At 72.2% G+C, this 20,946-nt stretch carries 23 protein-coding genes; 15 read left to right on the top strand and 8 right to left on the bottom strand.

Annotated elements, in window-relative coordinates; translation table 11 throughout:
* Positions 1–38: 38 nt before the first annotated feature.
* From N6H00_RS06915 to dmpG, 3 genes are read left to right on the top strand one after another with little or no spacing between them, the layout of a single operon-like run.
* Positions 39–881 carry a 2-keto-4-pentenoate hydratase gene (locus N6H00_RS06915; RefSeq protein WP_268970683.1) on the top strand — a complete coding sequence of 281 codons (843 nt, stop codon included), beginning with the start codon at positions 39–41 and terminating at the stop codon, positions 879–881.
* Positions 878–1,843: an acetaldehyde dehydrogenase (acetylating) gene (locus tag N6H00_RS06910; RefSeq protein ID WP_268970682.1), complete on the top strand. Its 966-nt coding sequence runs from the start codon at positions 878–880 to the stop codon at positions 1,841–1,843. Before N6H00_RS06915 ends, N6H00_RS06910 begins: the two co-directional genes overlap by 4 nt.
* On the top strand, positions 1,840–2,895 hold the full coding sequence (gene dmpG / locus N6H00_RS06905) for a 4-hydroxy-2-oxovalerate aldolase (RefSeq protein WP_268970681.1): 1,056 nt from the start codon (positions 1,840–1,842) through the stop codon (positions 2,893–2,895). The genes N6H00_RS06910 and dmpG overlap by 4 nt, the downstream gene beginning before the upstream one ends.
* 323 nt (positions 2,896–3,218) lie before the next feature.
* Here the strand turns inward: dmpG and N6H00_RS06900 are convergent, their stop codons facing one another.
* The 4 genes from N6H00_RS06900 to N6H00_RS06885 all read right to left on the bottom strand — a co-directional run bounded on the left by N6H00_RS06900 (position 3,219) and on the right by N6H00_RS06885 (position 6,643).
* A complete protein-coding gene (locus tag N6H00_RS06900; protein ID WP_268970680.1) occupies positions 3,219–4,187 on the bottom strand; it encodes a pirin family protein in 969 nt (322 codons plus the stop codon).
* Positions 4,184–4,873, bottom strand: coding sequence for a phosphatase PAP2 family protein (locus tag N6H00_RS06895; RefSeq protein WP_268970679.1), 690 nt, complete (start codon positions 4,871–4,873; stop codon positions 4,184–4,186). Before N6H00_RS06895 ends, N6H00_RS06900 begins: the two co-directional genes overlap by 4 nt.
* A gap of 105 nt (positions 4,874–4,978) precedes the next feature.
* Positions 4,979–5,920, bottom strand: a complete 942-nt coding sequence (locus tag N6H00_RS06890) for a M56 family metallopeptidase (RefSeq protein WP_268970678.1) — start codon at positions 5,918–5,920, stop codon at positions 4,979–4,981.
* 96 nt (positions 5,921–6,016) lie between these two features.
* Positions 6,017–6,643, bottom strand: coding sequence for a DUF5134 domain-containing protein (locus N6H00_RS06885; RefSeq protein ID WP_268970677.1), 627 nt, complete (start codon positions 6,641–6,643; stop codon positions 6,017–6,019).
* Positions 6,644–6,882: 239 nt separating this feature from the next.
* On the opposite strand from N6H00_RS06885, the gene N6H00_RS06880 reads away from it, so the two are divergent.
* Positions 6,883–7,302: a PPOX class F420-dependent oxidoreductase gene (locus N6H00_RS06880; RefSeq protein ID WP_268970676.1), complete on the top strand. Its 420-nt coding sequence runs from the start codon at positions 6,883–6,885 to the stop codon at positions 7,300–7,302.
* A gap of 165 nt (positions 7,303–7,467) precedes the next feature.
* Here N6H00_RS06880 and N6H00_RS06875 read toward each other — a convergent pair whose 3' ends face one another.
* On the bottom strand, positions 7,468–7,860 hold the full coding sequence (locus tag N6H00_RS06875; protein WP_268970675.1) for a VOC family protein: 393 nt from the start codon (positions 7,858–7,860) through the stop codon (positions 7,468–7,470).
* A 90-nt stretch (positions 7,861–7,950) separates the two neighbouring features.
* Here N6H00_RS06875 and N6H00_RS06870 point away from each other — a divergent pair, with 90 nt between their 5' ends.
* Positions 7,951–8,508 (top strand): GNAT family N-acetyltransferase, encoded by a 558-nt coding sequence (locus N6H00_RS06870; protein ID WP_268970674.1) that lies wholly within the window; start codon positions 7,951–7,953, stop codon positions 8,506–8,508.
* A gap of 54 nt (positions 8,509–8,562) precedes the next feature.
* On the opposite strand, the gene N6H00_RS06865 is transcribed toward N6H00_RS06870, so the two are convergent.
* On the bottom strand, positions 8,563–9,246 hold the full coding sequence (locus tag N6H00_RS06865; protein WP_268970673.1) for a glycerophosphodiester phosphodiesterase: 684 nt from the start codon (positions 9,244–9,246) through the stop codon (positions 8,563–8,565).
* A gap of 302 nt (positions 9,247–9,548) precedes the next feature.
* Between N6H00_RS06865 and N6H00_RS06860 the strand changes: the two genes are divergently transcribed.
* The 3 genes from N6H00_RS06860 to N6H00_RS06850 are packed head-to-tail and all read left to right on the top strand — an operon-like array spanning position 9,549 to position 12,843.
* Positions 9,549–10,946, top strand: a complete 1,398-nt coding sequence (locus N6H00_RS06860; protein WP_268970672.1) for a DUF6421 family protein — start codon at positions 9,549–9,551, stop codon at positions 10,944–10,946.
* Positions 10,947–10,999: 53 nt separating this feature from the next.
* Positions 11,000–11,782 (top strand): SDR family NAD(P)-dependent oxidoreductase, encoded by a 783-nt coding sequence (locus N6H00_RS06855; RefSeq protein ID WP_268970671.1) that lies wholly within the window; start codon positions 11,000–11,002, stop codon positions 11,780–11,782.
* Positions 11,779–12,843, top strand: coding sequence for a threonine aldolase family protein (locus tag N6H00_RS06850; RefSeq protein WP_268976861.1), 1,065 nt, complete (start codon positions 11,779–11,781; stop codon positions 12,841–12,843). Before N6H00_RS06855 ends, N6H00_RS06850 begins: the two co-directional genes overlap by 4 nt.
* A 72-nt stretch (positions 12,844–12,915) precedes the next feature.
* Here the strand turns inward: N6H00_RS06850 and N6H00_RS06845 are convergent, their stop codons facing one another.
* Positions 12,916–13,647, bottom strand: coding sequence for a lysophospholipid acyltransferase family protein (locus N6H00_RS06845; protein ID WP_268970670.1), 732 nt, complete (start codon positions 13,645–13,647; stop codon positions 12,916–12,918).
* A gap of 217 nt (positions 13,648–13,864) precedes the next feature.
* Here N6H00_RS06845 and N6H00_RS06840 point away from each other — a divergent pair, with 217 nt between their 5' ends.
* From N6H00_RS06840 to N6H00_RS06815, 7 genes are all read left to right on the top strand, one after another.
* Positions 13,865–14,191 carry a TlpA family protein disulfide reductase gene (locus N6H00_RS06840; protein WP_268970669.1) on the top strand — a complete coding sequence of 109 codons (327 nt, stop codon included), beginning with the start codon at positions 13,865–13,867 and terminating at the stop codon, positions 14,189–14,191.
* 58 nt (positions 14,192–14,249) lie between these two features.
* On the top strand, positions 14,250–14,330 hold the full coding sequence (locus tag N6H00_RS40110; protein WP_311039782.1) for a putative leader peptide: 81 nt from the start codon (positions 14,250–14,252) through the stop codon (positions 14,328–14,330).
* 55 nt (positions 14,331–14,385) lie between these two features.
* Positions 14,386–14,892 (top strand): flavin reductase family protein, encoded by a 507-nt coding sequence (locus N6H00_RS06835; RefSeq protein WP_268970668.1) that lies wholly within the window; start codon positions 14,386–14,388, stop codon positions 14,890–14,892.
* A 220-nt stretch (positions 14,893–15,112) separates the two neighbouring features.
* Positions 15,113–15,898 (top strand): electron transfer flavoprotein subunit beta/FixA family protein, encoded by a 786-nt coding sequence (locus tag N6H00_RS06830; protein ID WP_268970667.1) that lies wholly within the window; start codon positions 15,113–15,115, stop codon positions 15,896–15,898.
* A 55-nt stretch (positions 15,899–15,953) separates the two neighbouring features.
* Entirely contained in the window at positions 15,954–16,916 is a 963-nt protein-coding gene (locus N6H00_RS06825) for an electron transfer flavoprotein subunit alpha/FixB family protein (RefSeq protein WP_268970666.1), read from the top strand.
* Between the two features lie 254 nt (positions 16,917–17,170).
* Positions 17,171–18,442, top strand: coding sequence for a DUF6986 family protein (locus N6H00_RS06820; protein ID WP_268970665.1), 1,272 nt, complete (start codon positions 17,171–17,173; stop codon positions 18,440–18,442).
* 514 nt (positions 18,443–18,956) lie between these two features.
* Positions 18,957–20,174: a hypothetical protein gene (locus tag N6H00_RS06815; RefSeq protein ID WP_268970664.1), complete on the top strand. Its 1,218-nt coding sequence runs from the start codon at positions 18,957–18,959 to the stop codon at positions 20,172–20,174.
* Between the two features lie 31 nt (positions 20,175–20,205).
* Here N6H00_RS06815 and N6H00_RS06810 read toward each other — a convergent pair whose 3' ends face one another.
* The gene (locus N6H00_RS06810; RefSeq protein ID WP_268970663.1) at positions 20,206–20,838 is read right to left on the bottom strand and encodes a GAP family protein; all 633 of its coding nucleotides are present in this window, start codon (positions 20,836–20,838) and stop codon (positions 20,206–20,208) included.
* Positions 20,839–20,946 lie beyond the last annotated feature (108 nt).

The following is a 20,946-nucleotide window of genomic DNA, read 5'->3' as shown; positions in this document are numbered from 1 at the left end:
GAGCCCCCGCCCCCCTTCCCTCTTTCTGGAGGTAGCCCGTGCCGACCGTCCCTGACCGCGTCCCGCCGGACGCCGTCTCGCCGGCCGTGGTCAAGGCCGCTGACGCGCTGGCGGAGGCCGCCCGCACCGGGACCGCCTGCCCGCCGGTGCGCACGCTCCTCGACGACGGTGACATCGAGACCGCTTACCTCGTCCAGTGGCTGAACGTCCAGCGCGGCCTGACCGCCGGCCGCCGGATCGTCGGCCGCAAGATCGGCCTGACGTCCCGGGCCGTTCAGCAGCAACTCGGCGTGGCGCAGCCGGACTTCGGCGCGCTGTTCGCGGACATGGCTGTGCCCGAGGACGGCGTGGTGCCTGTCGGGCGGCTGCTGCAGCCGAAGGTGGAGGCTGAGGTCGCGCTCGTGCTGGGCAGCGACCTGCCGCACCGCGAGTGCACCGTCGTCGACGTGCTGCGTGCGGTCGACTTCGCCCTGCCCGCCCTGGAGATCGTCGACAGCCGGGTGAAGGACTGGGACATCTCCATCACCGACACCGTCGCGGACAACGCCTCCTGCGGGCTGTACGTCCTGGGAGGCTCCCCGGTGCCGCTGAGCGCGGTCAACCTCCGTTCCGTACGGATGACGATGACCCGCAACAGCGAGGTGGCCTCCGAGGGCACGGGCGCCGACTGTCTCGGCAGCCCCCTCAACGCCGCCGCCTGGCTGGCCTCCGCCCTCGCCGGCATGGGCGACCCGTTGCGGGCCGGTGACCTGGTGCTGACCGGCGCCCTGGGGCCGATGGCCGTGGCCGCCCCGGGCGATGTGTTCGAAGCCCGCATCTCGAACCTGGGCTCCGTGCGGGTCGGGTTCGCCGCAGAAGCAGCAGAAGGAGACGACGCGTGAGCAGCGAGACCAACGCCCGGACCAAGGTGGCGGTCATCGGGTCGGGCAACATCGGAACCGACCTCATGATCAAGGTGCTGCGCCTGTCCGAGACCCTGGAGATCGCCGCGATGGCCGGCATCGACCCGGAGTCGGACGGCCTGGCCCGCGCCCGCCGCCTGAAGGTGGCCACCACCCACGAGGGAATCGACGGTCTCGTCACGATGGACGAGTTCGCCGACGTGCGGATCGTCTTCGACGCGACCTCCGCCGGCGCCCACAAGCGCCATGAGGAGGTGCTGCGCCCCCTCGGCCGTACCCTGATCGACCTCACCCCGGCGGCCATCGGCCCCTACGTGGTGCCCCCGGTCAACGGCGAAGCCCACCTCTATGTGCCGAACGTCAACATGGTCACCTGCGGCGGTCAGGCCACGATCCCGATCGTCGCCGCGGTGAGCGCCGTCACCGACGTCCACTACGGCGAGATCGTCGCCTCCATCTCCTCCCGCTCCGCGGGCCCCGGCACCCGGGCGAACATCGACGAGTTCACCGAGACCACCTCCTCGGCGATCGAGCAGGTCGGCGGCGCCGCACGCGGCAAGGCGATCATCATCCTCAACCCCGCCGAGCCGCCGCTGATCATGCGCGACACCGTGCACTGCCTGGTCTCCGACTGCGACACCGAGGCGGTCACGGCCTCCGTCGAGGAGATGGTCGGCCGCGTCCAGGCGTACGTGCCCGGCTACCGCCTCAAGCAGAAGGTGCAGTTCGACCGTGTGGCGGACGACGATCCGCTGCGATCCTTGCTGCCTGACGGGGCCGCCGGCACCGAGGCGACGAAGGTCTCGGTGTTCCTCGAGGTCGAGGGCGCCGCACACTACCTCCCGGCCTACGCCGGAAATCTCGACATCATGACCTCGGCCGCGCTGCGTACCGCAGAGCGCATGGCCGCACACCGCTCCACCGAGGGGGCCGCACGATGACCGCGACGGAGACCAACGGCACCGCCGCCACCCCGCCCGCTCTGTGCATCCAGGACGTGACCCTGCGCGACGGCATGCACGCCGTCCGGCACCGCTACACCGTCGAGCAGGCCCGCACCATCGCCGCGGCCCTGGACGCCGCCGGGGTGGCCGCGATCGAGATCGCTCACGGCGACGGCCTGTCCGGCTCCAGCATCAACTACGGCGTCGGCGCCCACACCGACTGGGAGTGGATCGAGGCCGCCGTCGACGCCACCCGGCAGGCGGTGCCCACCACGCTGCTGCTGCCCGGCATCGGTACCCTCCACGACCTCAAGCAGGCCTACTCTCTCGGCATCCGCTCCGTCCGGGTCGCCACCCACTGCACCGAGGCCGACATCTCCGCGCAGCACATCGCCGCCGCCCGCGAGATGGGCATGGACGTGGCCGGCTTCCTGATGATGTCCCACATGACCGAGCCCGCCGAACTCGCCCGCCAGGCCAAGCTCATGGAGTCCTACGGCGCGAACTGCGTGTACGTCACCGATTCCGGCGGCCGCCTGACCATGGACGGCGTCCGCGACCGCTTCCGCGCCTACCGCGACGTCCTCGACCCGGCCACCGAGCTGGGCATCCACGCCCACCACAACCTCGCCCTCGGCGTGGCCAACTCCGTCGTCGCCGTGGAGGAGGGCGTCCGGCGCGTGGACGCCTCGCTGGCCGGGCAGGGCGCCGGAGCGGGCAACTGCCCGCTGGAGGCCTTCATCGCCGTCGCGGACCTGATGGGCTGGAAGCACGGCTGCGACCTGTTCCCGCTCATGGACGCCGCCGACGACATCGTCCGCCCCCTGCAGGACCGCGAGGTCCGCGTCGACCGCGAGACCCTCAGCCTGGGCTACGCGGGCGTCTACTCCAGCTTCCTGCGCCACGCCGAGGCCGCTGCCGCGCGCTACGGCCTGGACACCCGCAGCATCCTCGTCGAGGTCGGGCGCCGCGGCATGGTCGGTGGCCAGGAGGACATGATCACCGACATCGCCCTGGACCTGGTCGCCCGCGCGGAGAACGCGGTGTGACCTTGTCGAGACGGTGGTGATGCGGGTGGGGCCCCGGTGCGTCGGCGCACCGGGGCCCCACCCGTTCCTCCCGAGCCCCGGCCGTCGCCCGGGGCTCACAGCTGACCCCCACATGACCTGACTGCGGGTCAGCGAAGTCAGCATCAGGTCAGCAAAAGCATGCCTGAAACCGCTCACAGACGGCCAAGCTCTGGACCGGCGGTCGTCTCAGCAGGCTCCCCTCCACCGGCCCGTCACCGCCTCATCAAGTGACCCCGGAACAGAAGCGAGGCGCCGCGGGAACCCCCGGAGACGGCGACCGGGCCGACAAACGTCATCGCAGGTCAGTTGCGGTTTCCCCGGGGCTTCATGGCTACCGACGGCAACGCCGGAGCAGGCAGCGGATCACCGTCGTACCCCTCCACCTCACCGAACCGCCGGCCTTCCATCCAGTCCCGGCGGGCCTGTACGATCTCTTCCGATGATCGTCCGATGAAGTTCCACCACATGACGATCTTCTCCTCGAACGGCTCCCCGCCCAGCAGCATGAACGCGCTGTCCACATCCGCCCGCAGCGGCAGTTCGGTCCGTCCGCAGCCGAGGTAGAGCAGGGAGCCGGGCGCCAGGCGCACCCCGTCGACCTCGGCCTCGCCGGACATGGTGAGCGCCGCGTACTCGAAGTCGGGCCGTACCGGCAGCCGGGTGTCGGTGCCCGCCGCGAGGGCGATGTCCGCGCCCACCAGCGGGGTGAACGTGGTGCCGGGCGAGACCGCGCCGTCCAGTTCGCCCAGCAGGACCCTCGCCCGCAGCCCTTTGCCGCCGGTCACCAGGGGCAGCTCGGGGTGGTGCTCCCAGCGGGGGGCGATATGGCGGTCGCCGTCGGGCAGCGCGACCCACAGTTGCGCCCCGTGCAGCAGCCGGGCGTGCTCGCGCGGGGACTCCTCGGAGTGCGCGATGGCCCGGCCCGAGGTCATCAGCCCCAGCTCGCCGGGGCGCACCGTCTGGAGACTGCCGAGGCTGTCCCGGTGCAGCACCTCGCCCTCGTGCAGCCAGCTGACCGTCTGGAGCCCTATGTGCGGATGCGGCGGGACCTGCATGCCCGGCTCCTGGGCGATGTCGTCCGGGCCGTAGTGGTCGATGAAGCACCAGGCGCCGATCATGCGCCGCCCGATGTTCGGCAGCAGCCGGCGCACCATGGTGGACTCACCCAGCGGGACCTGCTTGGCGGCCAGCAGTTCGCGCACCGGCCGGGCGGTGACGTCACTCCGGCCGCCGCATACGGTCGGCGCGGCCCTCAGATCGAGATTGCTCATGACCGCACTCTTCCACCACGGGACGACTCGTGCTCGCTCCTACGGCCCTGAGCGTAGCCGTACGAGGCGATCGCCCCGCACACCAGCGCCGCCCCCAGCAGCCAGCCGCCCAGCACGTCACTGGGCCAGTGCACGCCCAGGTACAGCCGGGTGAAGCCGACGCCCAGCACCGACACGGCGGCCACGACGGCTATGAGCCGCCGCCATGCCGCCGGCGCCCCGTGCAGCGTCATGAGCCACAGCAGCAGCCCGAAGGCGACTGTCGCGGTCAGGGCGTGGCCGGACGGGAAGGCCGCGTAGTGAGCCCAGTCCACCGGATGCGACCACCGGGGGCGCGGCCGGTCGACGGCGCTCTTCACCGCCTGTTGCAGCGCCGTCCCCACCGCCGCCGTCACGGCGACCCAGAGGGCGAGCCACCGCTCCCGGCGCCACAGCAGCCATCCCACGGCCACGGCCAGCAGCGCGCGCATGGTCCAGGGGTCCCAGAGCCAGTCCGTGAGCACTCGGTTCACATGGGTCCAGCCGTGGTGCTCCACCGCCGAGCGGTGCAGATCGACGACGATGTCCCGGTCGACGCCTTCCAGCGGTCCCCAACGGGCGGCCACCAGGGCGAGCAGCACCAGGAAGAGCGCGGTGAACACGGCCGCGGTGCGGGCGGCCTGGCGGGGGAGGGGAGCCGGCTGCATGGCTCGATGATCGCTGACGGACGGGCCCGGGAGCCAGGAGGCCGTGCGACGGCCCGGAGGTGACCTTGTGCCCGGAGGTGACCTTGTGCCGAGAGCGGCGAACGCTTACCCCCACCCCAGCGCCCGCAGCGCCGGGACGAAGGTGACCAGCAGCGGCACGGCCGGGACGAGCGCCGCCGTGGCCGTAAGGCGCCAGCGGCGGGCCGCGGGGAGGCGGGAGGCCGGGGCCAGCAGCCGGTCCACCCGCTGCGGGACCTGGGCGAGCGCGCTGGGACAGGGGCCGAACACCCCGCGGTCCTCGTTGAGTTCGACCAGCGCGAGGGCGGTGGTGGTGCGCCCGAAGCGCCGTGACGCGGAGTCGTCGGCGGCCAGCTCGACCAGCCGGTGCACCTCGTCGCGGAACGCCGCGAACATGGTCACCCGCGGAAAGCCGGAGGCCAGCGCGCCCGAGCAGTGCAGCAGCCAGTGGTGGCGGGCGCGGGCGTGGCCCTGCTCATGGGCGATGACGGCGTCCAGCCGGCGGCCCTTGAGGCGGCGCAGCGCCGCCGTGGTGATGATGAGCCGGGGCGTGGTGCCGGGCAGCCACCAGGCGTCCGGTTTGTCGCCCTCCAGCACCACCAGACGCTCCCCGCTGGGCTCCTCACCGGGCAACGTGGGGGAGCGGACGAGGAGTTCGGCCCGGTGCTGGCGGCGCCAGGCGCGGGCGCGGCCGATCTCGCGGGTGAGCATCACCGCGCTCCACACCGCCCCGAAGGCGAGTACCAGGGCCACGGGCCCGGCCAACGGCCCGTAGCCGGACAGCGCGTACGCCTCCACCACGCCCTTGGGCGCGGGGGCGAAGACATTGCCGCGCACGACCTCCCAGGCGGCCGCCGCGGTGAGCGCCATGGTCAGCGCGCAGCACAACAGCACACCGACGACCACGCACTGCCACACCCACAGGGCGAGCACGGGTTCGCGGTCGATCCAGTCGGAGCGGGAGAGCAGGCGCGGCGCCATTGCCGCCGCCAGTGCGCCGAGGCCCATCAGCGCGAACGGGACCATCATGGCGGTCACCTTATGATCACGACGCCGGGGCCGGTACGGGTACCGGCGGCGAAGTGACGCACACCACCCCGCGACCGGGGCGGGCCCACCGCCCGTTCACAGGGTCAGCAGCATCGCGCACATCCCGATCCCCATCGACAGTCTCCAGGCATGCCGCAGCTCAGGCCGCCGCGGCCGGCCGGCGCCGGCCGGACCGGCCCCCACCGCACCGGCCGCGCGGCCGTCGCGGCCGTCCACGGCGCCGTCCGTCATCGATACCAGCCGCAGCCCGGACCATACGACGTACACCGCGAAGTACCCGAGCAGTACCCCGGTCAGCGGCGGCACCCCGGCCGCCATCCGGTCCGGGGCCATCGCGCCGGTGTGATGGTGGCCGCCCGTGGCGCCCGTCATCATCGCGAGCGCCATATAGACCATCGCCAGCGCCCCGATGGCGTGATGCAGATGGTGTCCCGGGAGCCCGGCGCCGCGCCGCGCCGGCAGCAGCGCCCTTACGGCGGCCACGGCGAAGACCGCCGCGAAGGCGGGCGGCCCCCACGGCCGGGGGTCCAGCACGGTGGACGGCACCGCCATCACCGCCATCCCCCACCCCATCAACGCCTCGGCCCCCGCGATCCGCCGGCCCGGTCCGGGCGGCTCACCGCGCATCTGGAGCAGGCAGTAGCCCCCCGTGGCAGCGCAGAGCGCGACCAGCAGCCAGCCGACGAGCGCGGGTCCGTGCACGGCACACCTCCGGGGAGGAACGTGGGACCGGAGACATCCCCTGCCCCGGTGCCCGCTACGCGAGCGCACGGGCGCAGTGGGGGAGCACACGGCGTGCCCCGTGGCGGGAACGCGAGGCGCGCGGTGCGGCGGGGAACGCGGGGCGCGCGGTGTGGCAACGTGAGAGGTGCGGCCCGTGGATCAAGCAGGCCCGAGCCGCACGACGGGACGTGCAACCTGTTCAACGAGGAGGAGAGTCCGTGTCGAATCCCCCGCTCGCCGAGGCCGCGGTCGCCATGCTCAAGAAGCCCAACCCGGCCGTGATCGCGACGCTCCGGTCCGATGGCCAGCCGGTGTCCACGGCCACCTGGTACCTCTGGGACGACGGCCGGGTCCTGGTCAACATGGACGAGGGCCGCAAGCGCCTGACCCATATCCGCAACGACCCCAGGGTCACCCTCACCGTGATCGACGAGGGCGACTGGTACAACCACGTCAGCATCATCGGCCGGGTCGTCGAGATCAAGGACGACGAGGATCTGAGCGATATCGACCGGCTGGCCCGGCACTACCTCGGCAAGGACTACCCGCAGCGGGACCGCGCCCGGGTCAGCGCCTGGATCGAGATCGACCGCTGGCACGGCTGGGGCGAGCACAAGGACAGCAGCCAGGTCGGCTGATCCTCCCCGCGCCGCCCCGGCACCGGCGGACGGTGCCGGGGCGGCGCACCCCGAGGCCGCGCTCGCCGCACCGGGCGGACGTACTCCCCGAGGTCGCCGTGGCCGCGCTCCGAGCCGCGTTCGACCGCTGGCCCGAGCCGGCGCGGCGGCGGTCATCTTCGGCTGTCAGATCCCCGGTCGGTAGCGGATCGGATGGTCTTCGGGCACCTCCACCAGCACGATCTGGAGTCCGTCCGGGTCCGCGATCCACATCTCCACCAGTCCCCACGGCTCCTTCTGCGGCGGGCGCAGCACCTCGACCCCCTTCGCGGTCAGCTCCTCGTGCGCCGCGGTCGCGTCCGTGACCTGGAGCCACAGCTGGAGGCCCGGGGAGGGCGGGGTGTCGGAGCGGCCGGAGACCTCCAGGAAGCCTCCGCCGAGGAAGTAGACCGTGCCGCGCTCGGGGCCGGTGCCGAACTCCCGGTAGACCGCGAGGCCGAGGGTCTCGCCGTAGAAGGCCCGGGAGCGTTCGGGGTCCGTCGGCCGCAGCAGGGTGCGGCTGCTCAGTACGTGAACCATGCCGCGACCCTACGCAACCCGTCCCGTTTCCCGCCCCGTTTGGGGCAGGTTAAGGTCTACTGCCGCCCGACGAAAGGACCCGCCGACGCCATGGACACCGCGGACGCCACCGTACGCCCCGCCGCCCCGCTCGCCTTCCGCCCGGCCACCGAGGCGGATGTGGCGGAGCTGGTGGCCCTGATCGAGTCGGCCTACCGCGGGGATTCGAGCCGGGCCGGGTGGACCACGGAGGCGGACATCCTGGGCGGGCAGCGCACCGACCCGGAGGGCGTCGCGGCCGTGGTGCGGGACGAGAACAGCCGCATGATGATCGTCGAGCGGGCCGGTGAGCTGATCGCCTGCTGCCAGCTCGAGCACCGCGGTGACCACGCCTACTTCGGCATGTTCGCGGTCCGGCCCACGTTGCAGGGCGGGGGCCTGGGCAAGGTGATCCTCGCCGAGGCCGAGCGGTTCGCGGCGGCGGAGTGGGGGGCGACGGAGATGCACATGACGGTGATCTCCGCCCGCGAGGAGCTGATCGCCTGGTACGAGCGGCGCGGCTACGCCCGTACCGGCCGGATGATCCCGTTCCCGTACGGCGATGAGCGCTTCGGCGTACCGCGCCGCGCCGACCTCGAGTTCGAGTTGCTGGTCAAGCCCCTCGGCTGAGCGCCCATGGCGCCGCAGGGGTCGCCGTACGGATGACGGGGATCCGCGGGGGCGTCACGCCGTGTAGCGGACCGCCCGCCGGATCTCGGGGAAGTCGGTGGTGCCGCCGTCCAGGCGCAGGCCGCGGGCCAGCTTCAGATGGTCGGGGGTGTTCACGGTCCAGCCGATGACCTTGAGGCCGGCGGTGTGCGCCCGCTCCACCAGCTCCAGGGTCAGCCTGCGGAGGTTGAGCACCAGCATCCCCGCGCCGACGGCGTGTGCCCGGTCGATCGCATCGAGGCCGTAGCGGCTGGCCACCAGGGCGGTGCGGGCGGCCGGCAGCAGGGTGCGGATCTCGGCGAGGGCCTCGTCGTGGAAGGACAGGACGTCCACCCGGTCCAGCAGCCCGCGGCGGGTCAGCACCTCGGCCAGCGCGCGGGCGGCCGCCGTGTCCTTGATCTCGGCCTGGAGCGGTGCCTTCACGGCGTCCACGACCTCCTCGAAGACCGGAATCCGCTCACCGTCCCCGGCGTCCAGCTCGCGCAGCTCGGCGAGGGTGAAGTCGCTGATCGGGCCCGCTCCGTCGGTGGTGCGGTCGACGTGCGCGTCGTGCATCACCACGAGTGCGCCGTCCTTGCTGAGGTGCAGGTCCAGTTCGATGACGTCCATGCCCTCGTGCTCGGCGCGGATGAAGGAGCGCAGGGTGTTCTCCGGCTCGACACCCATCACTCCGCGGTGTCCGATGGTGAGAAAAGTCAACGCTGTCTCGCTCTTCTGACGGCCAGCCCTTGGCGGCCTTCGTCGGGTCGGGGGGAGGCAGTGCAAAAGCGGTTGTCGTCGGCTCGGCGGCGGACGGGCCGCCCGGACCGGCGCACACCCTACCGGCCGCCGATGACAGGACTGCCGGGGCACGCCCATGGCATGAGCCGAGCCGATGGGGGCAGGAAAAACTGCGGTGGTGCGGGTGTGGCGCAGGATGATTTCCGGTACCACCGCTTGAGCGAGGGAGGCGTCCATGGATACCGTGGTCTCACGCGAGTTTCTCCGGTGAGGGAGTGGTCATGACGGAAATCCTTTCGTCCGCAGTAGCGGAAGGTGGCGTTCTGCCTTCAGAGCGTGTGGTCGACCATCCGGCCTGGCCGATGCTCAAGGACGCTGTCGAAACGATTCGTCCGTGGCAGTCCAAAGACGGTTCCATCGACTTCGACGCCGAGGGCGCGCCCACCCCCGAGCTCGCCACGGCGACCATCGGACGCGTCATCGAGGCCCTCGAGGAGCTCGCCCCGCTGCTTCCGCACGACGCCGACTACCACCGGGCGGCCGTCGCCGACCTGCGCCGCTGGGCCGAGGACGGCTTCGGCGTCCCCGACTTCCTGGACTCGCTGCTCGCCTTCCAGCCCGCCCGCACCCGCGCCGACGGCCTCCAGCACCTCGTGGTCTTCCCCATGTACACGCAGAACGGCAACCCGGACCGCAACCTGGAAGCCGTGGTGCTGCGCATGGTCTGGCCGGACTGGCTGGCCGAGCTGGAGCGCACCCGCTACGACAACCCGCTCTACTGCGGCCTGGCCTTCGAGGACTTCACCTCCGGCTACGACACCAACTCCGCGGTGCTCTTCCCCGAGACCATCGCCGTCCGCGCCGCCCCCGAGCGGTTCACCTGGGGCGGCATCTTCTGCGACCGCGAGGCGGCCCGCTTTCGCCGGGTGAGCGAGGCCGCCGTCCGGGCCCTCAGGCTCGAACTGCCCGCGGACATCCAGGACATGCTCGCCGACCAGCACCGCTGCCAGGAGGCGTTCGCCCTGTGGGACATGGTCCACGACCGCACCCACAGCCATGGCGACCTGCCGTTCGACCCCTTCATGATCAAGCAGCGGCAGCCGTTCTGGATGTACGGACTGGAGGAGCTGCGCTGCGACCTCACGGCCTTCAAGGAGGCCGTGCGGCTGGAGGGCGAGGGGGTCGCCCAGGCCCGTGACGTCCAGTACGCCGTGATCTTCGACCGGATGTTCCGGTTCCCCGTCACCGGCGAGCGGGTCCGCAACTACGACGGGCTCGGCGGCCAGTTGCTCTTCGCCTACCTGCACCAGCACGACGTCGTACGCTGGACGGACAACACCCTGCACATCGACTGGTCCCGCGCCTCGCAGGTCACCAACCAGCTGTGCGGCGAGATCGAGAAGCTCTACCGCGACGGCATCGACCGCCCCAAGCTCGTCCACTGGTTCAAGGCGTACGAGCTGGTGTCGACCTACCTCGCACCGCACCCCGGCTCGGTCTGGGCCAAGGGTCCCGAAGCCCTGGACCTGACCCAGCCGCCGCGCAAACTCGTCGACGACGTGCTCCCCGACGAGTTTCCGCTGAGCATGTTCTACGAGGCGCTCGCCAAGAAGCTGCGTGACGTGGTCGCCTCCACCAAGGGGATCACGGCCGACAGCGACCTGCCGGCGGCGGCATGAGCTCCGCGGCGGCGCATGACCCCCGGGCGGAGCAGGACGAGGAGGCAGCGAGCATGACCACACCGACGTCGAGCCCGAGCCCGAACGAGCCGGGGATCAGGCCACTGGACGGCGCCGTGGTGGCGGTGGCCGGCGCGGCCGGCCCGGCCGGCCGGGCCACGCTGCTCCGCCTCGCCGAGGCCGGCGCCATCGTCGTCGCCTGCGACTACGACCCGGCCCGGCTGGCCGAGGCCGTGGACGCGGCCCGTTGGGCCCACGGCGGGGCCACCGTCACCGGTGAGACCGTCGACCTGCTCGACCTGGACGCCACGCGCGCCTGGGCCGACCGCATCGAGAAGGAATTCGGCCGGGTCGACGGCCTGGTGCACCTGGTCGGCGGCTGGCGCGGCGGCAAAACCTTCGCCGACGCCCCGCTCGCCGACTGGGACCACCTGCACGATCTGCTGATCCGGACCGCCCAGCACACCTCCCTCGCCTTCCACGACGCCCTGCTGCGCGGCGGCAAGGGCCGCTATGTGCTGATCAGCGCGGCGGGCGCGTCCCGGCCCACCGCCGGCAACGCCGCGTACGCCGCCGCCAAGGCCGCCGCCGAGGCATGGACCCTCGCGCTCGCCGACTCCTTCCACAAACTGGGGGGCGAGGCCGGCCCGTCGGCGGCCGCTGCCATCCTGGTGGTCAAGGCGCTGGTGCACGACGCCATGCGGGCGGAGCGCCCCAACGCGAAGTTCGCGGGCTTCACGGACGTCAAGGAGCTGGCCGAGGCCATCACCGGACTCTGGGACCGGCCCGCCCGGGAAGTGAACGGAACCCGCCAGTGGCTGACCCCCAAGCCGTGAGGACCGACGCCCGCCGTCACCATGACCCCGACGTACGCGGCTTCGCCAGCGACAACTACGCAGGCGTCCACCCGGAGATCCTCGCCGCGCTCGCCCTCGCCAACGGAGGCCACCAGGTCTCCTACGGCGAGGACGACTACACCGCGCATCTCCAGTACGTCATGCGCAGCCACTTCGGCCCGCACGCACAGGCGTTCCCGGTGTTCAACGGAACCGGCTCCAACGTCGTCGCCCTCCAGGCGCTCACCGACCGCTGGGGCGCGGTCGTCTGCGCCGACAGCGCGCATATCAACGTCGACGAGTGCGGGGCGCCCGAGCGCGTCGGCGGGCTGAAGCTGCTCACCGTCCCCACCGAGGACGGCAAGCTCACCCCCGAGCTCATCGACCGCCAGGCATGGGGCTGGGACGACGAGCACCGGGCGATGCCGCAGGTGGTCTCGATCGCCCAGAACACCGAGCTCGGCACCGTCTACACGGTGGACGAGATCCGCGCCATCTGCGAGCACGCCCATGAGCGCGGGATGAAAGTCCACCTCGACGGCGCCCGGCTGGCCAACGCCGCCGCGTTCCTGGACGTGCCGATGCGCGCGTTCACCAACGCGGCGGGCGTCGACATCCTGTCCTTCGGCGGCACCAAGAACGGCATGCTCTTCGGCGAGGCCGTCGTCGTCCTCGACCCGGACGCGGTGGGCGCCATGAAGCATCTGCGCAAGCTGTCCATGCAGCTGGCGTCCAAGATGCGGTTCATCTCCGTCCAGCTGGAGGCCCTGCTCGCCCGCGATCTGTGGCTGCGCAACGCGCGCCACGCCAACACCATGGCCCAGCGGCTCGCCGACGGCGTCCGCGCGGTGGACGGGGTGCGGATCCTGCACCCGGTCCAGGCCAACGCGGTCTTCGCCCGCCTCCCGCACGAGGTGAGCGAACGTCTCCAGAAGCGGTACCGCTTCTACTTCTGGGACGAGACCGCGGGCGATGTGCGCTGGATGTGCTCCTACGACACCACCGAGGACGACGTGGACGGCTTCATCACGGCGCTCAAGGAGGAGATGGGCCGCGTCTAGCGGCCGACCGGGCCCGCGCGGTACGCACCGGGCGGGCCGCCGTGCCCGCCCGGCGCATACCGCGCGTCCGGGCTACCGGCGCCGGTTCAGGGTCAGGGCCTCGGCCGGGGCGGGGGCGGTGCCGCCCAGGTGGGCCGGGACCCACCAGGTGTCGTCCGGACCCTTGGGCCGCACCGGATACGCCCGCTGCGCCGCCTCCAGCAGCTCCTGCACCCGGCCGCGCAGCCGCTCCGTCAGGGTGTCCGAGGGCTCGGCCGGATCGGCCGCCATCGGCTCACCGACCCGCATCGTGATCGGGAAGCGATGCCGGCCAAGGGCCCGCTTGTGGCCCTTGGTCCACAGCCGCTGTGTCCCCCACAGCGCCATCGGCAGCAGCGGGACACCCGCCTCCTGGGCCAGCCGGACCGCGCCCGACTTGAAGTTCTTGAGGGTGAAGGACTCCGAGATCGTCGCCTCCGGGAAGACCCCGATGATCTCACCGGAGCGCAGTGCCCTCAGGGCGTGCTTGTACGCCTCCATGCCCGCCGCCCGGTCCACCGGGATGTGCTTCATCGCCCGCATCAGCGGCCCGGACACCTTGTGCCGGAAGACCGACTCCTTCGCCATGAACCGCACCAGCCGCTTGGCCGGACGGGCGGCCAGCCCGCAGAAGATGAAGTCGAGATAGCCGATGTGGTTGCTCACCAGAACCGCGCCGCCCCGCCGCGGGACGTTCTCGGTGCCCTTGATGTCGAAACGCAGATCGAGCGTCTTGAACATGGTGCGGGCGATGCCGATCACCGGCGGGTAGACGAGCTCTGCCATTGGGGACCCTTCGTTGTATGCCCGGGGAGGGCTCTCCCGGCGGAAGTTACGCGGCCGTAGGTTTCCGGCTTCTGCCAGATGCTGCCCGATGTCGTCTCGTTGTGCTACCGCGTGGCGCCGCCTGACCGGGAGATCCTCATCACGTCGGGGACCCGCCGGGGAATCCCCCCGCCGCCCGGGACGCTGTACCGGGGAGGTCCGATCGGGAGGAGCGCGGGTGCGGGACGGCGACGGAAGCCGGCGGCTGGACGCCGCCGAGCTGGGTGCGGAGCTGGGGGAGCGGGCGACGCTCGTCCAGTTCTCCAGCGCCTTCTGCCAGCCCTGCCGGGCCACCCGGCGGACGCTGTCCGAGGTGGCCGCGATGGTGGCCGGGGTGGCGCACGTCGAGATCGACGCCGAGTCGCGGCTGGAGCTCGTCAGGGCGCTGGGCATCACCCGCACCCCCACCGTGCTGGTGCTCGACGCGGCCGGGCGGATCGTGCGGCGGGCCGCCGGGCAGCCGCGCCGGGTCGATGTCATCGCCGCTCTGGGTGATGCGGTGTGAGCCGCCGCGCCCCGGTCCCCCTTGACGGTCCGCACCCGGCGTGGTCAGGGTGAACGTCATGCGGCCTGGATTCCTTCTCTACGGACGGGTGCACGTGGACCTGGTGCGGACCGCCAGCGCGCGCTGTCCGGAGGGGTGAGCGAACGACGACGAGCACCGCCCCCCGCCCATCCCTCCGGCAGAAGGACAACTCCATGACGGCCACCCACGACCTCGGCACGTCCTCGCTCGCGACGTCCGAGCTCCTCCGCTCCGTCTTCCGCCGGCACGCCGCCGGCGTCGCCGTGATCACCGCCCAGGGCACCCGCCCGGTCGGCTTCACCGCCACCTCCCTCGCCTCCGTCGCCGCCGAGCCGCCGCTGCTCTCCTTCGGCGTGGGCACCGGCTCCTCGAGCTGGCCGGTGCTCTCCGAGGCCGAGCACGTCGGCGTCCACATCCTGGACGAGCACCAGCGGGAGCTGGCCGCCACCTTCGCGCGCAGCGGTGCCGACCGCTTCGGCCCGGCCACCCGCTGGCGCCCGGGACCCGAGGGCGTCCCCGTGCTCGAGGGGGTGCTGGCCTGGCTGGTGTGCCGGGTGGTGGCCCGCATACCCGCCGGGGACCACCGGGTGGTGATCGGCGAGGTCACCGACGGCACCGCGACCGGGACCGGCCGTCCGCTCCTGTACCACCAGGGGCGCTTCAACGCGCTGCGCGACTGAGCCGTCTCCGCGGTGAGGGCGTCGTCCCGCTGCTCACCCGTTGGCAAGGTCACAGTTCAACCGGGTTGCTTCCGGGGAACACCCTGGATGTACTGGCGAGTAATATCTCGTACGGTGGATGAGCCGCCCCGGCCGCGAACCGACCGGGAAGAGCACCCGAGGGCGCCTATGCTGCCAGCACAAGGCAGCCCGGAAGAGACGATGCAGTAGGAGAGCCGGCGTGAGCTTGAGGATCGTTGTCTGTGTGAAGTACGTGCCCGACGCCACCGGCGACCGGCGTTTCGCCGATGACCTGACGGTGGACCGGGACGAGGTGGACGGCCTGCTCTCGGAGCTGGACGAGTACGCGGTCGAGCAGGCCCTCCAGATCGCCGACGAGGCCGACGACGCGGAGATCACCGTGCTCACGGTGGGGCCGGAGGACGCCAAGGACGCGCTGCGCAAGGCGCTGTCGATGGGTGCGGACAAGGCCGTGCACGTCGAGGACGACGATCTGCACGGCACCGACGCCATCGGTACCTCGCTGGTGCTGGCCAAGGCGATCGAGAAGACCGGCTACGACCTGGTGGTCTGCGGTATGGCCTCCACCGACGGCACCATGGGTGTGCTCCCGGCGATGCTGGCGGAGCGGCTGGGCGTGCCGCAGGTGTCGCTGCTGTCGGAGGTGTCGGTCGAGGACGGCACCGTGAAGGGGCGCCGTGACGGGGACACCGCGACCGAGCAGCTGGAGGCGCGGCTTCCGGCGGTGGTGTCGGTGACCGACCAGTCGGGTGAGGCCCGTTACCCGTCGTTCAAGGGCATCATGGCGGCGAAGAAGAAGCCGGTGGAGTCCTGGGACCTGGAGGATCTGGAGATCGAGGCGGACGAGGTCGGTCTCGAGGGTGCCTGGACCGCCGTGGACGGTGCGACGGAGCGCCCGGCCCGTACCGCCGGCACGATCGTCAAGGACGAGGGCGAGGGTGGTAAGCAGCTCGCCGAGTTCCTCGCTGGCCAGAAGTTCATCTGAGCCGCGCTGACCTTACCGCCCCAGATCTTTCGCATTTCGCAGGAGAGCGATTTTCATGGCTGAAGTCCTTGTCTATGTCGACCACGTGGACGGTGCCGTCCGCAAGCCCACCCTGGAGCTGCTGACGCTGGCCCGCCGTATCGGCGAGCCGGTCGCCGTCGCCCTCGGCTCCGGTGCCGAGAACACCGCGTCCGCCCTGGCCGAGCACGGTGCGGTGAAGGTGCTGACCGCTGACGCGCCCGAGTTCGCCGACTATCTGGTCGTGCCGAAGGTGGACGCGGTTCAGGCGGCGTACGAGTCCGTGTCCCCGGCCGCTGTGCTGTTCCCGTCCTCCGCGGAGGGCAAGGAGATCGCGGCCCGGCTCGCGGTCCGTATCGGTTCGGGCATCATCACCGATGCCGTGGATCTGGAGGCGGGGGAGGAGGGGCCGGTGGCCACGCAGTCGGTGTTCGCCGCCGCGTTCACCACCAAGTCCCGGGTTTCCAAGGGCACTCCGGTGATCACGGTGAAGCCGAACTCGGCGGCGGTGGAGGCCGCTCCGGCCGCGGGTGCGGTGGAGGCGCTGGAGGTGTCCTTCTCCGAGCAGGCCACCGGGACGAAGGTGGTGTCGCGTACGCCGCGTGAGTCGACCGGGCGTCCGGAGCTGACCGAGGCCGCGATCGTGGTCTCCGGTGGCCGTGGTGTGGGTGGCGCGGAGAACTTCCCCGTGGTCGAGGCGCTGGCCGACTCGCTCGGTGCGGCTGTGGGTGCCTCGCGTGCGGCGGTGGACGCGGGGTGGTACCCGCACACCAGCCAGGTCGGCCAGACCGGTAAGACCGTTTCCCCGCAGCTGTACATCGCGGCGGGTATTTCGGGTGCGATCCAGCACCGGGCCGGTATGCAGACCTCGAAGACCATCGTGGCCGTGAACAAGGACGCCGAGGCCCCGATCTTCGATCTGGTCGACTACGGCGTGGTCGGCGACCTGTTCGAGGTCGTCCCGCAGCTGACCGAGGAGGTCAAGACCCGCAAGGGCTGATCTCCGGAGGGCGTTGGCGAGGCCCCGTACGCGATCCGCGTGCGGGGCCTCGGGTCTGCCGGTCTCGCGTCTGCCGGGTGGGTGTTGACCCGCTGTCGAACGCGCCGATAACTTCGCCTTACGGATCATCGTTTCCGCAAAGCGGAAGCGGTGGAAGTGGGGGAGGAGCGGACATGAAGCCTCAGCAGCCTCGACAGCCCCAAGAGTCTCAGGAGTCTCGCAAGCCCCGGAAGACTCGGAAGCCGCGGAAAACGGTGCAGACCAGCCTGTCCGGTGCCGTACGGGCCTCCATCGCCGACTCCCTCGCCGCCGTCGACGCCGAGCTCGCCCGCCGCTACCCCGGCGCCCCGGGCACCCGCCAGCCCGTCCACACCGTCTACGTACCCGCCGACCTGTTCACCGCCGGCACCGTGCGCGACTGGGGCGACCAGGCGCTGGCGGCCCTCGCCGAACACGCCCCCGACACCGCTTCCTTCGCCGCCGTCCTCGGCCTCCCCGACGACCTCGCCGAACCTGTCCACACCCGGGTCCGGGCCAAGCTGGAGCGCGAGCCCGTGGAGGACCTGCGCATCGACTTCGAGGACGGCTACGGCCAGCGACCCGACGCCGAGGAGGACGCCGCGGCCGCCCGCGCCGCCTCGCTCGTCGCGGCCGCCTGCGCGGAGGGCACCGCGCCGCCCTATGTGGGCATCCGCATGAAGTGCCTGGAGGCCGCCGTGCGCGACCGCGGCATCCGGACCCTCGACATCTTCCTCACCGGGCTGATGGCGGCCGGCGGACTGCCGGACGGCCTGGTGCTCACCCTCCCCAAGGTGACCTACGCCGAGCAGGTCACCGCCATGGTCCGGCTGTGCGAGGAGTTCGAGAAGGCCCGCGGGCTCGCCCCGGGCCGCATCGGTTTCGAGATCCAGATCGAGACCACCCAGGCCATCCTCGGCCCCGACGGCCGCGCCACCGTCGCCCGTATGATCGACGCCGCCCAGGGGCGGGCCACCGGGCTGCACTACGGCACCTTCGACTACAGCGCCGCCTGCGGGGTCGGCGCCGCCCACCAGGCCATGGACCACCCCGTCGCCGACCACGCCAAGGCCGTGATGCAGGTCGCCGCCGCGGGCACCGGCGTACGGCTCTCCGACGGCTCGACCAACGTCCTGCCCGTCGGCCCCACCGAGCGGGTCCACGACGCATGGCGGCTCCACCACCGTCTGGTCCGGCGGTCGTTGGCGCGCGCGTACTACCAGGGCTGGGACATGCACCCCGGCCATCTCCCCACCCGCTACGCCGCCGTCTACGCCTTCTACCGCGAGGGCCTGGAAGCCGCGGCGGAACGGCTCGCCGCGTACGTGGACCGTACGGCCGGGGGCACCGGCATCGCCGACGAACCGGCCACCGCCAAGGCACTCAGCGGCCATCTGCTGCGCGGCCTGGACTGCGGTGCCCTCGACGCCGCCGAGGTCGAACGACTGACCGGCCTGGCCCGCACCGACCTTGACACCCTGGCAGGCCGCACCCCGGCCACCCCCTGATCGCCCCCGGAAGCCCAGGGCCCCACCGGAGGCGGGAGCCCGGCGGGCCGCAGAGCCCCGGTGCCGCCACCAGCCCACCGGCACCCCACGGGGCCACCGACCCGTCAGGATTCGTGCCCACCGGGGTCCACGGGATCGGCGGGGTCCGGAGTCCGGCGGGGTTCAGAGGGCAGTTGGCGTTCACGGGGCTGCCGGGGTCCGGAGGGCTGCCGGGGCCACCGGCCCGCCGGGGTCCGGAGGTTCGCCGGGGTCACCGGCCCGCCATGGATCAGACCCGCCAGGGTCCGCGGGGCCGCCGGGGCCCACGGGTTCGCCAGGCGCAGAGATCCGCCGGGTCCGGAGCGGGGTCCTGAGGCCCGTCGGGGCCTCAGGGACCCACTGGAGCCCGCCGGTTCGACGGGGGCGGGGAGCCGTCCGGGCGCCGCCGGGGCCGCTGATCCGCTTGGACATGTTCGCTCACCCGCACGTGTCACCCGGGATGCGCCCCCGCCGGGGAAGGCGGGAGATGGATGTCATGGCCAGAAGCGCCGTGTCGGCCCTGCTGATCCTGCTCGGTTGCCTGCTCGTACCGGTGTCCGTGCTGACGGTGTGGGTCCACGACATCGTCCTGGACACCGACCGCTACGTGGCGACGGTCGCCCCGCTCGCGAAGGACCCGGCGATCCAGGACACCGCCGTGGACCAGGTCAGCGAGGCCGTCGACATCCGCCACAACAGCCGCGAGATCACCGCCGACATCGCCTCCTGGCTGCGCGCCCACGGCCTTCCGGACCGGGCCGCCGACACCATCGAGGGGCTGGCCCCGCAGTTGGACTCGGCCCTGGACCAGGCGGTGCGGAAGGTCGCGGCGCACATCGTGCACAGTGAGCACTTCCCCGCCGTGTGGACCGGCGCCAACCGGGCCGCCCACACCGCCGTCGTGGGCGCCCTCACCGGTAAGGGCGGCGGACCGGTCGGGGTCGAGGGCCACACCGTCACCCTCAACGTCGGCGCCGCCGTGGAACGGGTCAGAGACCAGCTGGTGGACGCCGGACTCCCTGTGGTGACCGGTATTCCCGACATCCACCAGCGGCTCGTCCTCTTCCACTCCGACCGGCTCGCCACCATCAGGCGGTCGGCGCACTTCCTCGACCTGGCCGGCAACTGGCTGCCCGCGCTGACGGTGACCCTCGGCGGCATCGGAGTGCTGCTCGCCCGCCGGTGCCGCCGGGCGCTCGCCCGCGCGGCCCTGGGCACCGCGCTGACCTCCCTCGCCCTGGCGCTGGCCCTCGTGGTGGGCCGCCGCTACTGCCTCGACCACGTGCCGGCGAGCGTGCTGTCCCGGGAGGCCGCCGCGGTCCTCTTCGACACGGTGGTGCGCTTCTTGCGGGTCACGGTGCTCACCGTGCTGGTGCTCGGCGTCGTGGTGGCGGCCGGCGCCTATCTGGCCGGCCCCGGACGGCTGCCGAGCACGGTACGCGGCCGGGCCGAGATCCTCGCCGACAGCGTGGCCCGCTGGGGAGCGGACCACGGAATGCGCACCGGACGGGCCGGCACCTGGACCGCGGACCACCGGCGGGGGCTGACGACGGCGGTCCTGCTGGTGCCGGCCGCGGTGTTCGCCCTGTGGAACCATCCCACCGTGCTGACGGTGCTCTTCCTGGTGGTGATCCTGCTGGCCGCCCTCGCGGTGGTCGCCCTCCTGGCCGCCACGGGCCGGACGGGGGCGCACGGCAGGGGACGTTCTGGTTAGGTCCCCAGCCCCACAGGCCGTCATCAGGCCGTCAGGGCGTCAGGATGAGCACGATGAAGATCAGGCACGCGGCGACATTGATCACCCAGCTGTGGGTGGTGAGCCATTCCCGGAGCCGGGGCATCGCGCGCCGCGCCCGCTCGCCGAGGAGGAGGTAGAGGAGCAGCGGCAGTGCCGCGATCAGCACGGTGGCGGCGATGAACGGCACGGCCGCCGCCAACCCCGCCTCGTGCTGCTCCAGATTCACCCCCACGGTCAGCATGACCACGATGTCGGACGGCATGAACAGGATGATCAGGAAGCCGGTCGTGAGCGCCTTACGGGGACCGGCTTCCATCAGCGAGCCCAGCCACTTCGGCGGCTCGACCGTCCGCCGCCGCACCACGTTCTTCACCGCGACCAGCGCCAGCAGTCCCACCAGCACCAGCTGGACGACCGAGGCGGCCGACCCCGGGTCGGCCGGGCTGCCCGGTGGGACGGCCTGCCCCAGCAGTCCGCACAGCCCCAGGGCGAGAGCGACCCCCGCCGTCGTCGCGGCCGCCACCCCGAGGAGGAACGTCAGGCACACCCGCACCGGTCGCGCGGTGGTCACCAGGATGACGGCGGCCACGATCTGCGGCCCGGCCATCATGGTGACGGCGAGTGGAAGAATCCGGAGGTCCATGGCCGCCCGCCCTTCCGGTCTCCGCCGCGCGGTGCCACCCCCGCCTTCCCATTCCTACGCCCCGTCCGCCCCCGCGGCATCCGCTGCTGCGCCGCCGGGGGGTGGGCC

Origin of the sequence: Streptomyces sp. S465 (assembly GCF_026898115.1) — a bacterium.
Classification (GTDB): Bacteria; Actinomycetota; Actinomycetes; order Streptomycetales; family Streptomycetaceae; genus Streptomyces; species Streptomyces luomodiensis.
Note: the sequence above shows the minus strand (reverse complement) of the source record. Positions and strands in the feature narration are given on the sequence as shown.